This is a genomic window from Streptomyces sp. NBC_00568 (assembly GCF_026341855.1).
Classification (GTDB): Bacteria; Actinomycetota; Actinomycetes; order Streptomycetales; family Streptomycetaceae; genus Streptomyces.
Genome location: NZ_JAPENW010000001.1, coordinates 926,009 through 938,799 on the forward strand (window position 1 = coordinate 926,009; position 12,791 = coordinate 938,799).

13 protein-coding genes are annotated in these 12,791 nt (G+C 70.2%); 1 reads left to right on the forward strand and 12 read right to left on the reverse strand.

All coding sequences use genetic code 11. From position 1 onward, the window contains the following. Positions 1 to 47 precede the first annotated feature (47 nt). The 9 genes from OOK38_RS03905 to OOK38_RS03945 all read right to left on the reverse strand — a co-directional run bounded on the left by OOK38_RS03905 (position 48) and on the right by OOK38_RS03945 (position 9,023). Positions 48 to 806, reverse strand: a complete 759-nt coding sequence (locus OOK38_RS03905) for a DUF3159 domain-containing protein (RefSeq protein WP_266763471.1) — start codon at positions 804 to 806, stop codon at positions 48 to 50. A gap of 3 nt (positions 807 to 809) precedes the next feature. Beyond that, positions 810 to 1,208, reverse strand: a complete 399-nt coding sequence (locus OOK38_RS03910) for an OB-fold nucleic acid binding domain-containing protein (protein WP_266763470.1) — start codon at positions 1,206 to 1,208, stop codon at positions 810 to 812. 211 nt (positions 1,209 to 1,419) lie between these two features. Then, positions 1,420 to 2,103: a response regulator gene (locus tag OOK38_RS03915; protein WP_266763469.1), complete on the reverse strand. Its 684-nt coding sequence runs from the start codon at positions 2,101 to 2,103 to the stop codon at positions 1,420 to 1,422. Next, the gene (locus OOK38_RS03920; RefSeq protein WP_266763468.1) at positions 2,100 to 4,643 is read right to left on the reverse strand and encodes an ATP-binding protein; all 2,544 of its coding nucleotides are present in this window, start codon (positions 4,641 to 4,643) and stop codon (positions 2,100 to 2,102) included. The genes OOK38_RS03915 and OOK38_RS03920 overlap by 4 nt, the downstream gene beginning before the upstream one ends. Before the next feature lie 184 nt (positions 4,644 to 4,827). Beyond that, a complete protein-coding gene (locus tag OOK38_RS03925; RefSeq protein ID WP_266848099.1) occupies positions 4,828 to 5,526 on the reverse strand; it encodes an ABC transporter ATP-binding protein in 699 nt (232 codons plus the stop codon). A 100-nt stretch (positions 5,527 to 5,626) separates the two neighbouring features. Next, positions 5,627 to 6,847, reverse strand: a complete 1,221-nt coding sequence (locus tag OOK38_RS03930; RefSeq protein WP_266848101.1) for an alginate lyase family protein — start codon at positions 6,845 to 6,847, stop codon at positions 5,627 to 5,629. 295 nt (positions 6,848 to 7,142) lie between these two features. Beyond that, complete coding sequence (locus tag OOK38_RS03935; protein ID WP_266763465.1) at positions 7,143 to 7,901, reverse strand: DUF3710 domain-containing protein; 759 nt, start codon at positions 7,899 to 7,901, stop codon at positions 7,143 to 7,145. 1 nt (position 7,902) lies between these two features. Then, positions 7,903 to 8,442: a dUTP diphosphatase gene (gene dut / locus OOK38_RS03940; protein ID WP_266763464.1), complete on the reverse strand. Its 540-nt coding sequence runs from the start codon at positions 8,440 to 8,442 to the stop codon at positions 7,903 to 7,905. Then, positions 8,439 to 9,023, reverse strand: coding sequence for a PaaI family thioesterase (locus tag OOK38_RS03945; RefSeq protein WP_266848103.1), 585 nt, complete (start codon positions 9,021 to 9,023; stop codon positions 8,439 to 8,441). The genes dut and OOK38_RS03945 overlap by 4 nt, the downstream gene beginning before the upstream one ends. Before the next feature lie 58 nt (positions 9,024 to 9,081). Between OOK38_RS03945 and OOK38_RS03950 the strand changes: the two genes are divergently transcribed. After that, the gene (locus tag OOK38_RS03950; protein WP_266848104.1) at positions 9,082 to 9,558 is read left to right on the forward strand and encodes a DUF3093 domain-containing protein; all 477 of its coding nucleotides are present in this window, start codon (positions 9,082 to 9,084) and stop codon (positions 9,556 to 9,558) included. A gap of 385 nt (positions 9,559 to 9,943) precedes the next feature. Here the strand turns inward: OOK38_RS03950 and OOK38_RS03955 are convergent, their stop codons facing one another. The 3 genes from OOK38_RS03955 to OOK38_RS03965 all read right to left on the reverse strand — a co-directional run bounded on the left by OOK38_RS03955 (position 9,944) and on the right by OOK38_RS03965 (position 12,789). Beyond that, the gene (locus tag OOK38_RS03955; protein WP_266848106.1) at positions 9,944 to 10,855 is read right to left on the reverse strand and encodes a hypothetical protein; all 912 of its coding nucleotides are present in this window, start codon (positions 10,853 to 10,855) and stop codon (positions 9,944 to 9,946) included. A 13-nt stretch (positions 10,856 to 10,868) separates the two neighbouring features. Continuing rightward, positions 10,869 to 11,165: a DUF4193 domain-containing protein gene (locus OOK38_RS03960; protein WP_003997302.1), complete on the reverse strand. Its 297-nt coding sequence runs from the start codon at positions 11,163 to 11,165 to the stop codon at positions 10,869 to 10,871. A 394-nt stretch (positions 11,166 to 11,559) separates the two neighbouring features. Further along, on the reverse strand, positions 11,560 to 12,789 hold the full coding sequence (locus tag OOK38_RS03965) for a HAMP domain-containing sensor histidine kinase (protein WP_266763460.1): 1,230 nt from the start codon (positions 12,787 to 12,789) through the stop codon (positions 11,560 to 11,562). Positions 12,790 to 12,791: the final 2 nt, after the last annotated feature.

Sequence of the window (12,791 nt, forward strand, 5' to 3'; positions counted from 1 at the left end):
GCGCGGGAGCGGAGCCTGCGCCCCTCCGTGCCGTCCGGCCGAGGGCCCTACGCCTCGCGGCGGTGCCGGGCCGGGGCCGGGGTCTCGCCGCGCTCCTTCGCGAGGGCGGCCTTGCGCTCCTTCTCCGCCTGCTCCTCGGCCTCCATCTCCGCGAACACGTCGATGGGCGGCGGCGCCTTGGCCAGGAAGACCCAGGTGAGCCAGACGGCGAGCAGGAACGGCGGGATCTTGAGGGCGATCAGGACCCAGCCGAACTGGGTGGTGTCGGCCCACCAGTACAACGGGAAGAGCACCGCGCACTTGGCGAGCAGGATCAGGCCCCAGGCCCAACTGGCCTTGGCGTACGCCTTCTTCCGGCCGGGGTTGCGGGTGCGCCAGGAGAGGTTCTCCTTGAAGACCGGGCCGAGGATCAGGCCGATCAGCGGGACACCCACGAGGGTCGTGACGATGTAGGCGACGGCGAGGCCGAGCGTGTAGAGCATGCCCGGCAGGTAGAAGTCCTTCGCGTTGCCCGTCATCATCGCGAAGACCACGCCGAAGGCGACGCCGAAGACACCGCTGAAGGCGTGCTTCACGGTGTCGCGCCGCACCAGGCGGACCACGACGAGCAGCAGGGAGACGGCGAGGGCGGCGATCGCCGCCCAGTGCAGGTCCTTGTTGATCGTGAAGATGGTGACGAAGAGCAGGCCGGGCATCACGGTCTCGACCATGCCGCGCACGCCGCCGAAGGCCTCGAATAGTGCGGCCTCGGTCACCGCCCTGGAATCCTGCTGGGCGTCTTCGGTCGGCTTGTCGAGCGACGTCACCGGCTACTCCCGTCCGAGCGGTCTGAGTTCGTATTTCGGATTGAACAACACCCTACGGCCCCGGCTCATCGAGATGCGGCCCGATGCGATCAGCTTGCGCCCGGGCTCGATGCCGATGATGGAGCGGCGGCCGAGCCAGACCACGTCCAGGGCGGCCGAGCCGTCGAACAGTTCGGCCTCCAGAGCCGGCACACCGGCCCGCGGCCGCAGAGTGACCGTGCGCAAGGTACCAGTAACCGTGACGATCTGCCGGTCGTGGCAGTCACCGATGCGGGTACAGCCCGCGGTGTCGGTGTCCTCCCGCAGCTCCTCGGATTCCAGGTCCTCCTGGGACGAGGAGAGCCGGTCCATCATGCGCCGGAACCGGCCCGCCGGCTTTTCGGAACGAGGAACAGCACTCATACCGAAAGCGTACCGGGGGGCTCTGACACCTACGTACCCGCGGCACCACTACCCGAACCGGGGCCGGCTCCCCCGCGATCCGGCGGTCGCGCCGCCCCTCGAACGCGGGGCACGCGCCGTCACTCGGGCCCCTCCGCACGCATCACCCGGACCACTCCCCCGTGCGTCGCTCGGACCGCGCGGGCGCCGCGCCCCGGACGGATGACGCACGTCACCGTTCGAACCGGTAGCCCATCCCCGGCTCGGTGATGAAGTGCTTGGGGTGCGAGGGGTCCGCCTCCAGCTTGCGGCGCAGCTGGGCCATGTAGACCCGCAGGTAGTTCGTCTCCGTCCCGTACGACGGCCCCCACACCTCCTGGAGCAGCTGCTTCTGGCTGACCAGGCGGCCCGTGTTGCGGACCAGGACCTCCAGCAGATGCCACTCCGTGGGGGTGAGGCGGACGTCCCGCCCGTCCCGGTGCACCTTCTTCGCCGCCAGGTCGACGGTGAACCCCGCGGTCTCCACGATCACGTCGTCCTCGCCGCCCCCGGTGGGCTCCGCGCGGCGGACGGCGGCGCGCAGCCGTGCGAGCAGTTCGTCCATGCCGAAGGGCTTGGTGACGTAGTCGTCGGCGCCCGCGTCGAGCGCCTCGACCTTCTCGTCGGAGGAGTGCCGGGCGGACAGCACCAGGATCGGCACCCGGGTCCAGCCGCGCAGCCCCTTGATCACCTCGACGCCGTCCATGTCGGGCAGGCCGAGGTCGAGCACGACGACGTCGGGGTGGCGGGCGGCGGCGAGCTGGAGCGCGGTGGCCCCGTCGGGGGCCGCGTCCACCTCGTACTTGCGTGCCTTCAGGTTGATCACGAGGGCTCGGGTGATCTGCGGCTCGTCGTCGACCACGAGGACCCGGGTCATGAGGCCTGCCTTTCTGCGACTGCTGGTCGGGCGGCCGGGTCGGACCGGCGGTCCACCGCCCGCACCGTGAGCACCATGGTGAGTCCGCCGCCGGGGGTGTCCTCGGCGTTGAGGGTGCCGCCCATCGCCTCGGCGAAGCCGCGGGCGACCGCGAGGCCGAGGCCCACGCCGGTGCCGCGCGGGGCGTCCCCGTAGCGCTGGAAGGGCGCGAATATACGGTCCTTGGCGTCGTCCGGGACGCCGGGACCGCGGTCCACGACGCGTACCTCCACGCGGTCGGCGATGGCGCTCGCCGCGACCAGGACCCGTTCGTCGAGGGGGCTGTACTTGACGGCGTTCTCGACGAGGTTGGCGACGGCGCGCTCCAGGAGCCCGGCGTCGACGGCGACCATCGGCAGGATTTCCGGGATCTCCAGGTCCACGCTGTCCTCGGGGACGCCCCCGAGCGCCATCGGGACGACCTCGTCGAGGTCGATCTCGCGGATCAGCGGGGCGACGGTGCCGGTCTGGAGCCGGGACATGTCCAGCAGGTTGCCCACCAGGTGGTCGAGGCGGTCGGCGCCGTCCTCGATGCCTTCGAGGAGTTCGGCCCGGTCCTCCTCGGACCAGGCCACGTCGTCGGAGCGCAGGGACGACACCGACGCCTTGATACCGGCGAGCGGGGTGCGCAGGTCGTGGCTGACGGCTGCCAGCAGCGCGGTGCGGATGCGGTTGCCCTCGGCCAGTTCCTTGGCCTGGTCGGCCTCGTGCTGGAGGCGCTGCCGGTCCAGGACCACCGCGGCCTGCGCGGCGAACGCGGCCAGCACCCTGCGGTCGGAGGCGGGCAGCACCCGTCCGGACAGGGCGAGCGCCATGTGGTCGCCGACCGGCATGTCGACGTCGGCGGCGTCCGGGCGGAGTGAAGGGGCCGGTCCGACGCTGCCCGCGCACGTCCACGGGTCGACGTCGCTCACGCGCTCCAGGAGCGCGACCGACTCCATCCCGAAGGTCTCCCGGACGCGCTCCAGCAAGGCCTCCAGGCTGGTCTCGCCGCGCAGCACGCTGCCCGCCAGGAAGGAGAGGATCTCCGATTCGGCCCGCAGCCGCGCCGCCTGGTGGGTGCGGCGGGCCGCGAGGTCCACCACCGACGCCACGGAGACGGCGACGCCCACGAAGATCACGATGGCGACGATGTTCTTCGGATCGGCGATCGTCAGCCGGTGCAGGGGCGGTGTGTAGAAGTAGTTCAGCAGCAGGGAGCCGAAGGCCGCCGAGGCGAGGGCCGGCAGGAGACCGCCGAGCAGGGCCGCCGCGACGGTCACCGCCAGGAACAGCAGCATGTCGTTGGCGAGGCCGAGATCGATGGTGTTCAGCAGCAGCGCCAGCACCACCGGACCGCCCACCCCGACGAGCCAGCCCCAGATGATCCGGGAACGCCCGAGCCGCGCCCCGCGAGCCACCGGCAGGCCGCGCCCCTTGGCGACTTCTTCGTGGGTGACGATGTGGACGTCCAGGTCGGGGCCGGATTCCCGGGCGACCGTGGCGCCGACACCCGGACCGAAGATGTACTGCCAGGTCTTGCGGCGGGAGGAGCCGAGCACGATCTGGGTGGCGTTGACGCCGCGTGCGAAGTCCAGGAGGGAGGCGGGTATGTCGTCCCCGACCACATGGTGGAAGGTGCCGCCGAGGTCCTCGGCCAGGGTGCGCTGGACGGCCAGTTCCTTCGGGGAGGCGGAGGTGAGCCCGTCGCTGCGGGCGATGTAGACGGCCATGACCTCGCCGCCCGCGCCCTTCTCGGCGAGCCGCGCGGCCCGCCGGATCAGCGTCCGCCCCTCCGGGCCGCCGGTCAGCCCGACGACGATCCGCTCCCGGGAGCCCCAGATCTTGGAGACCCGGTGCTCGCTGCGGTACTCGGTCAGGTATTCGTCGACCCGGTCGGCGACCCACAGCAGGGCGAGCTCGCGCAGGGCCGTGAGATTGCCCGGCCGGAAGTAGTTGGACAGGGCCGCGTCGACCTTGTCGGACTTGTAGATGTTGCCGTGGGCCATCCGGCGGCGCAGCGCGGGCGGCGACATGTCGACCAGCTCGATCTGGTCCGCCCGTCGCACCACCTCGTCCGGCACGGTCTCGCGCTGCCGTACGCCCGTTATCGACTCGACGACATCGCCGAGTGACTCCAGGTGCTGGATGTTGACGGTGGAGACGACGTCTATGCCGGCGGCGAGCAGCTCCTCCACGTCCTGCCAGCGCTTGTCGTTGCGGGAGCCGGGCACGTTGGTGTGCGCCAGTTCGTCCACCAGGGCGACGGCGGGGGCGCGCTGCAGTACGGCGTCGACGTCCATCTCGGTGAAGAGGCCGCCCCGGTACTCCAGCTCCCTGCGGGGCACCTGCTCCAGACCGTGGAGCATCACCTCGGTGCGCGGCCGGTGATGGTGCTCGACGAACGCCACCACGCAGTCCGTCCCGCGTTCGACGCGACGGTGCGCCTCGGAGAGCATCGCGTACGTCTTGCCGACGCCCGGTGCCGCACCGAGGTAGATCCGAAGCTTGCCGCGTCCCATGAGCCCTATTGTCTTCCTGTCACCGCTGTGTACGCAGCGTCGACCTTACGGCCAGGAATCCCGGCGAAAGGGGCGAGGAGCCGCTCGGGGGACGTCTTTGACGCAACCCTGATGCCGCCACGACCTCGCGCGACTTCGCTCGGCCCAGCGCCACCTCACACGGGCCCCGCGCCGCCCCGCGGCCTCAGTGTTCGACGATCTCCCCGTCGCTCAGCTCCAGCACGCGGTCGGCCAGGTCGAGCAGGGTCGCGTCGTGGGTGGCGACCAGCGCCGTCACCCGCTCGCTGCGGACGACGGCGCGCAGCAGCTCCATCACGGCGTGGCCGGTCTCCGCGTCCAGCTGGCCGGTGGGCTCGTCGGCTATGAGCAGTGCGGGGTTGTTGGCGAGGGCGCGGGCTATGGCCACACGCTGCTGCTGACCGCCGGAGAGCTCCCCGGGCCGCTGGGCAGCGTGGTCGGCGAGGCCGACAAGGGAGAGCAGCAGCTCGACGCGCTCCTCGCGCTCGCGTGCTTCGGCCCGGCGCAGCCGCAGCGGGACCCCGACGTTCTCCGCGGCGGTGAGGATGGGGATGAGCCCGAAGGACTGGAAGACGAAGCCGATGCGGTCGCGGCGCAGGCCCAGCAGACCGTTCTCGTCGAGGGCCGAGAGGTCGAGGCCGTCGATGAGGACGCGTCCCCCGTCCGGTTCGTCGAGCCCGCCGACGAGATTGAGCAGCGTGGTCTTGCCCGATCCGGAGCGCCCCTTGAGGGCGACGAGTTCTCCCCGCGGAACGTCGAAGGAGACACCGCGCAGCGCGTGGACGGCGGCGGCTCCGGTGCCGTACGAACGATGGACGTTCTCGACGCGCACCATGGTGTCGGTACCGGTGACGACCTGGCTCATGTTCTGTTCCCTCCCCGTGATCCCCCGTGGACCGGGCGTCAGTATCGCGACCGGACGCCCGGTCCCTCAATGGCTCATCGGACGGGACCCCTGTTTCGGTTCACGCGGGATTGTCGCCGTGCGTCAGCGTCTCCCACGCCACGAACAGGTTGTTGCTGCCCGCCGGGCGGTTCTGCAGGGTGAGCGTCTGGGTGTTGGTCATCGCGATGCCCAGGCGATTGTGCAGGGCGTTGTGGCCGACCTCGGTGACCGGTCCGAGCCCGAGGCTCAGCGAGCCGCCGCACAGCCAGCTCGGCGCCGCCGTGCCCAGCTGGTACTTCGACTGGAAGCCGAGCGCCTGGCGCAGCCGTTCGCCGACATCGGTGCCGTACAGGTCCTGCCCCTGGATACGGCTGGTCTCGGCGATGTGCGAGATGGCCGAAATGCCGTATCCGGTGTGGGTGAAGTCGCGGCAGGTCTCCTGGGTGAGCCCGGTGACGAAGGTGGACTGCCCCTGCCAGTAGCTGACGATCTTCGCGGTGGTGTCGAGGTTCTGGCTCGGTACGGTCTTCGGCACGGAGCCGTCGGTGGAGAGGTAGACGTACGCCGCCGTACGCGTCCGGAACTTCGCCATGGCCTTGTCGTACGACGTCTTGTCCTCCAGGAAGACGGAGATGCCGACCGCGGCCTCCATCATCGACAGCTCCCAGTTCCCGTTGGAATTGGAGCCGTTGATGATCTCGGGGAGGTACACGTCGCGCAGCATGGTCGCGAAGCGGCCGGAGTTCGTCCAGGTGCCGGTGTACGTGTACTTGATGATCTCGGCGGCCTTGGGCCAGGAGGAGCCCGCCCAGCCGGTCTGCAGGGGCGCGTTGCTGTTGGTGTGGTCCTTGATCACCGCCGACCAGGCGTCCATCAGCTCGATCGACTTCTTCGCGTACCGCTCGTCGCGCGTGATGTACCAGGCGAGGGCGTCGGTGTACGCGGCTATCGCGTCCTCGCGCTCGTCCGTGCAGCCGTAGTTGGGGTTGGAGTACGAGCCGCACTCGACGGTCGCGCGGGGTGTGGGGGTGCGCGTGAGCGAGGCGTACTTGCTCGCCAACATCTGGTCGTAGGCACCCTTCCAGGGCTGGGCGCCGGCCAGGACCTTGGTGCGGGCGAAGTCCAACTGGCCCTTGGAGACTGTGACTCCGGGATGGACGAAGGCGGCGGGCGCCGCGTCGGCCGGGTGCGCGCCGGGCCAGGACAGGAGAGTGCCCACGAGCGCGGCGGTCGCGGCGGCGACGGTGACGAGGAGGGCAGGGCGCCGTCTGCGGCGATGCCGAGTGGGGGTGTCGGACATGCAGAGCCATCCGTTCTTGTATGTGAACTACACATGGGATGCTGAACACGTGCGCTGGCCGGTGACCATAGGTATGGACCAGGCTTCCGTCAAGGCCTGAAGAAAGACCCGCTGCTCAACTGCTGTTCACGTACAAGAACCCGGCCGGGACGGGCCGCCCTCGCGAACCAGTCCGCCGGAGAGCGCGGACCGGCGCGCCGGAAAGGAAGCCGGCGGACACAGGAAAGGGCCGCACCCCTGGGGGTGCGGCCCACCTGATGTCCGACCAGCTGATGTCCGACCAGTCGATGTCCGACTAGCGGACTTCGGTGATCTCCGGTCCGCGCTGCAGCTGTCCCATGCCGCCGGAGAAGCGGGAGCCACCCTGCTCTTCCTGCTGAACACCCTCGGGGACCATCTGCGCGTCGTTCGGCAGCTTCAGGACGATCGGATCGCGGGGGGCCATCGGGCCCTCACCACGGACGACGACCGTGTCCCGGAAGATCTGCTCCAGCAGACCCGCGGCCTGCGGCTGCACCGCACCCTGCCCGGAGATCACTCCGCGCAGGAACCAGCGGGGGCCGTCCACGCCGACGAACCGCACGACCTGGAAACCGCCCGTGCCGTCCGGCAGCTGTACCGGTACCTGCGCCCGCAGCTCCCAGCCCAGAGGGCCCTCGACCTCGTCGATGACACCGCCCTGCTGGGTGATCCCGGAGGCGATCTCCTCGCGTACCTCGCCCCAGATGCCCTCGCGCTTGGGAGCGGCGAAGGCCTGGAGCTGCACGGCACTGTCGTTGAGGACGACGGTCGCCGCGACGATCGCGTCGCCCGCGACCTCGACCCGCAGCTCCATGCCGTCGACTCCGGGCACGAAAAGACCGCCCAGGTCCACGCGGCCCTCGGCGGGGTCACGGACCTCAGTGCTGTCCCAGGGCCCATCGGGGCGCGGCTCGGGTTCGAGCCTCACGCGCTCGCGCTCCTCGTCCGCCTCAGTGTCGACGCCGTCGACGACCTGCTCGGCCTCGCCCGCCGCGTCCTCGGCGGCACTGCCCTTCTTGCGACGTCCGAACACGTCACTGTCCTTCCCGGTCGGATACGACCGAAGCGTATCGATTCCCACCCGTTGTGCTGTCCACGGCGGCATGACCGCCGGTGGACCCGAAGCCCCCTGCGGCCCGCGCCGAGTCGGGAAGCTCCGCGACCTCATGGAAGCGAACCTTCTCGACTTGCTGGACGACCAGTTGAGCAATCCGGTCGAAGCGCTCGAACCGCACCGACTCGTGCGGGTCGAGATTCACCACGATCACCTTGATCTCCCCACGGTACCCGGCATCAACCGTCCCCGGGGCATTCACCAGAGCGACGCCGCAGCGGGCGGCGAGGCCGGAACGCGGGTGCACGAAGGCCGCGTACCCCTCGGGCAGCGCGATGGACACTCCCGTCGGCAGCACGGCCCGTTCACCGGGCTTCAGCTCGCGGCTCTCGGTGGTGCGCAGATCGGCTCCCGCGTCACCGGGGTGCGCGTACTCGGGAAGGGGGACGTCCGGGTCGACGCGCCTGATCAGCACGTCGACGTCTTGACGGGGCTCACGGGCCCCGGGATTGCGGGTCACGGGTTCACCTCGAAGGCACGGGCTCGCCGGATCTGGTCCGGGTCGTTCATGGCGGCCCGGATCTCCTCCGGGCGGCCGTTGTCGATGAAGTGGTCGACCTTCACCTCGACGAAGAGGGCGTCGGCGTGGACGGCGACGGGCCCGTCGGGGCCGCCGATCCGCCCGGTGGCGGTGCAGAAGATCTTCCGGCCGGCCACCGCGGTGACCTCGGCCTCCAGATACAGCACGGTGCCGACGGGCACGGGGCGGCGGAAGTCGGTCTCCAGGCGTCCCGTCACGGCGATCGTCCGCAGCAGCCAGTTCAGGGAGCCGAGGGTCTCGTCGAGCGCGGTGGCGAGGACGCCGCCGTGCGCGAGACCGGGGGCGCCCTGATGGACCGGCCGTACGGTGAACTCCGCCGTGATCCGAACGCCGTCGCCCGCGCGGGCCTCCAGATGGAGTCCGTGGGGCTGCCCCCCACCGCACCCGAAACACTGTTCGTAGTGTGCTCCGAGGAGCTCTCCGGGGGCGGGCGCGTCGGGGTGCCGCACCGGCGCGACGGCGTCGGCGGGAGGCGTCAGAGCTGCGGAAGTACCACTCACAGCCGCTGACCTTACCCGCGAGTCCACCAAGTCTTCGCACCGTGCCAAGCTTGGCTTCATGCAGCTCTCCGCCTCCCCGTACGAAGAACGCCTCACCGCACCCCGGTCGTGGTGGGCGATCAGCTTCCTGGTCGGGCTCGCGATGGCCCTGGTCTTCCTCCCGTTCGGCACCCTGCCGACGCTGGGTGCGCTGGTCGGAGGCACCGCGGTCGCGGCGGTCGCGGCGAGCGCGTACGGGTCGATCCGCATCCGCGTGGTCGGTGACTCGCTGATCGCGGGCGACGCCCGGATCCCGGTCACGGCCCTCGGTGACACGGAGATCCTGGACCAGGAGGAGGCACGCGCCTGGCGCACGCACAAGGCCGACACCCGCGCGTTCATGCTGCTGCGCTCGTACATCCCCACGGCGCTGCGCGTCCAGGTCACGGATCCGGCGGACCCGACGCCCTACCTGTATCTGTCGACGCGGGAGCCGGAGCGCCTGGTGGCCGCCCTGGAGGCGGCACGGGCTGCGGCCCAGCCCGCGGACAGCTAGGGACTGCCGCTCGGATCAGGTCGCAGGGCGCAGAGCGCGCCCTGCCGGGATGCGTGGGCACGGCACCTCACCGCGTCGTCGCATCACCTGAGCGCGATCCTCCGCCCACCGAGCGCGACCTCCCGGCCGGGCGTCGCGACTGCGGGGCGACGTGACCGCGGGGCGTCACACCGTCACCGGCTGCACTTCTCCCACGGAACCACGCGACAGCCGGGCGCACCGGAGAGGTGGCGCGCAGCGACCGTCCGGAGCCGGGCCGGGCTCCGGCCCTTTCGCCGTCCTGCGGTGCCGGTCGCCGTCCTGCGGTGCCGGACCCGGGCACGACGAAGGCGACGGTCCGCCGAGTGCGGACAGCCGACAGCGGGTGCCGGCGGCGCGAGCGGCCTCAGCTCCCCAGGTCTCGGGGGATCTCCCCGATCCGCAGCGGATCCGTCGGCTTCTCCAGGGGCGGCAGCTCCGGGAGCGCTTCCCACGGCACCTGCATCTTGCGCAGGTCCTTGCGGATGTGCCCCGCCACGCGCTTGGTGTCGCGGCGGTTCATCACCGCCCCGACCGCCGCGCCGACCATGAACGGGATCAGGTTGGGCAGGTCCCGAATCGTTCTCTTCATGATCTGCTGGCGCAGCTCGCGCTTCATCTGGCCGCCCAGCGCGGCGTTGATCGTCACGGGCTTGGCCACGTCGATGCCGCGCTCGCCCGACCAGGAGTGCAGATACGCGGTACTGCGCTGCTTGAGGTTGCCCGGCGGTCGCAGGCCGTAGACCTCGTGGAGTTCGGCGACCAGCTTGAGCTCGATCGCGGCGACGGCGGTGATCTCGGCCGCCAGCTCCGTGGGCATGGCGGGCGGCACCGGCAGCATCGCGGCGGCGCCGATCCCGGCGCCGACGGTGGACGTCGCGGCGGCGGCGCCCGCGACGAGTTTGTCCGCGAGCTGTTCGGGGCCGAGGCCCGGGAACTGCTTGCGGAGAGTGGCGAGGTCCCGGACGGGAACCCGCGGGGCGATGTCGATGACGCGGTCGACGACGTACGCCAGGCCCGACCTGACCCGCACGCCGCTCGTGTGGACGCCTTTCGTGACCCCCGCCCGGACAACCGCCGCGCGACGCCTGGGGGCGGGCGCGGGAGTGTCCGTGGAGGCCGTCAGGCCGTCTGTGGCGCCCGCTCGGTCGAGCGAGGCTGATCCCTGTTCGGAAGAGCCCCGCTCGTCGTCACGCACGCCTTCAGGGCCCTCGTAGGGCCCTTCGTCCGCCGCCCCGGAGGGCAGGCGGCGCTTCCAAGGAAAGGCCGAGCCAGTCACGGCCGACCCTGCCTCAGTCGCAGTCGCGGCAGATCGGCTGACCGTTCTTCTCGCGGGCCAGCTGGCTGCGGTGGTGCACCAGGAAGCAGCTCATGCAAGTGAACTCGTCCTGCTGCTTGGGCAGCACCCGGACGGCCAGCTCCTCGTTCGAGAGGTCCGCGCCGGGCAGCTCCAGGCCTTCTGCGGCCTCGAACTCATCTACATCGACGGACGAAGTCGATTTGTCGTTCCGGCGAGCCTTCAGTTCTTCAAGGCTGTCCGAGTCGACGTCGTCGTCGGTCTTGCGTGGGGTGTCGTAATCCGTTGCCATTGTCGCTCTCCCCCTCTGGGTGTCTTCGGTGTCTCCAGCGCACGTAACGCGTGAGAGGCCGGACTTGTGCCCGACCCGAGGCGGAGATTTTGCCTCACATCAAGGTCTGTTACTCAATCGACACCCAACCGGACTCATCAAGAGTGATCGGCTTGGATGGCGATGCGGACCGTACACGGTCCTGGGGCCGCACTTCAAAGGCGTCCCACCGTGTACTTCCCGTGATCAAGACCCCCGAAAACCCGGATTTTCCCGGCTTTCCGACAGCTTGCATGATCACGGAGAGTGGATGGGCCCAATATCGCCCTTGTGATCGATCACACACGGGTCACTCGAGAGGGTGACCAGAAAATTCCGCGCAAAGCGAACATCCTCGCGTGTCCGCGACATGGTCTCAGATGGGAAGGGTGACGCGCATCACGAGCCCACCCCCATCTCGGGGCTGAGCGACGATGTGACCTCCGTGCGCGCGGGCCACCGACCGGGCGATCGACAGGCCGAGGCCCACGCCCTTGTCGCTGCCCGTGCGCTCCGTACGCAGCCGCCGGAAGGGCTCGAAAAGATTGTCGACCTCGTACGCGGGAACCATCGGTCCCGTGTTCGACACCTCCAGGACCGCCCGGCCGTGCTGCACCTCGGTCGTGACCTCGACCCAGCCGTCCTTCGGCAGGTTGTACCGGACGGCGTTCTGGACGAGGTTCAGCGCGATCCGCTCCAGGAGGACGCCGTTGCCCTGGACGACCACCGGAGCCCGCTGCCCGCGGATCTTCACGCCCTTGGCCTCCGCCTCGGCGTGCACCTGGTCGATGGCCTGCGAGGCGACCTCGGCGAGGTCCACGGGTTTGCGCTCGACGATCTGGTTGTCGCTGCGGGCGAGCAGCAGCAGCCCCTCGACGAGCTGCTCACTGCGCTCGTTCGTGGCGAGCAGCGTCTTGCCCAGCTGTTGCATCTCCGTCGGCACCCCCGGTCCCGAGAGGTGCACCTCCAGGAGGGTGCGATTGATCGCGAGCGGCGTCCGCAGTTCGTGCGAGGCGTTCCCGACGAACCGCTGCTGGGCGGTGAAGGCCCGCTGCAACCGCTCCAGCATGTCGTCGAAGGTGTCCGCGAGCTCCTTCAATTCGTCGTCCGGGCCGTCCAGCTTGATCCGCCGGGACAGGTCGGAGCCGGCCACCGCACGCGCGGTGCGGGTGATGTGGCCGAGCGGCGAGAGGACGCGTCCGGCCATCGCGAAGCCGAACGCGAAGGCGATGATCGCGAGACCGAGCAGGGCCAGCAGCGAGCGGCTGAGCAGGTCGTCCAAGGCGTGCTGGCGCTGCTGGTTCACGCAGTCGTAGAGCGCCTTGTTGATCTCGTCCGACGAGGAACGCGACGGGAGGTTGCAGGTGCTGCTGCCGACCTGCCCCGAAACGATCTTGAAGGGGAGCTCGCTGCCCACGTTCAGCGCCTGTGCCGCGAGCAGGTAGATGATCGACAACAGCAGGATGCCGGCGATCAGGAACATGCCGCCGTAGAGCAGCGTGAGGCGTATGCGGATGGTCGGACGCAGCCACGGGAACGGGGGCTCCGGCTGCGGGTCCCAGGTGGGCTTCGGAGGCGCCGTGGGCGGCGCGGGGGTGGTGGCCACGA

Coding starts and splice junctions, on each gene's coding strand:
- OOK38_RS03910 (WP_266763470.1), bottom strand. CDS start 1,208: ATGAGTGCTGTTCCTCGTTCCGAAAAGCCGGCGGGCCGGTTCCGGCGC.
- OOK38_RS03915 (WP_266763469.1), bottom strand. CDS start 2,103: ATGACCCGGGTCCTCGTGGTCGACGACGAGCCGCAGATCACCCGAGCC.
- OOK38_RS03920 (WP_266763468.1), bottom strand. CDS start 4,643: ATGGGACGCGGCAAGCTTCGGATCTACCTCGGTGCGGCACCGGGCGTC.
- OOK38_RS03925 (WP_266848099.1), bottom strand. CDS start 5,526: ATGAGCCAGGTCGTCACCGGTACCGACACCATGGTGCGCGTCGAGAAC.
- OOK38_RS03930 (WP_266848101.1), bottom strand. CDS start 6,847: ATGTCCGACACCCCCACTCGGCATCGCCGCAGACGGCGCCCTGCCCTC.
- OOK38_RS03950 (WP_266848104.1), top strand. CDS start 9,082: ATGCAGCTCTCCGCCTCCCCGTACGAAGAACGCCTCACCGCACCCCGG.
- OOK38_RS03960 (WP_003997302.1), bottom strand. CDS start 11,165: ATGGCAACGGATTACGACACCCCACGCAAGACCGACGACGACGTCGAC.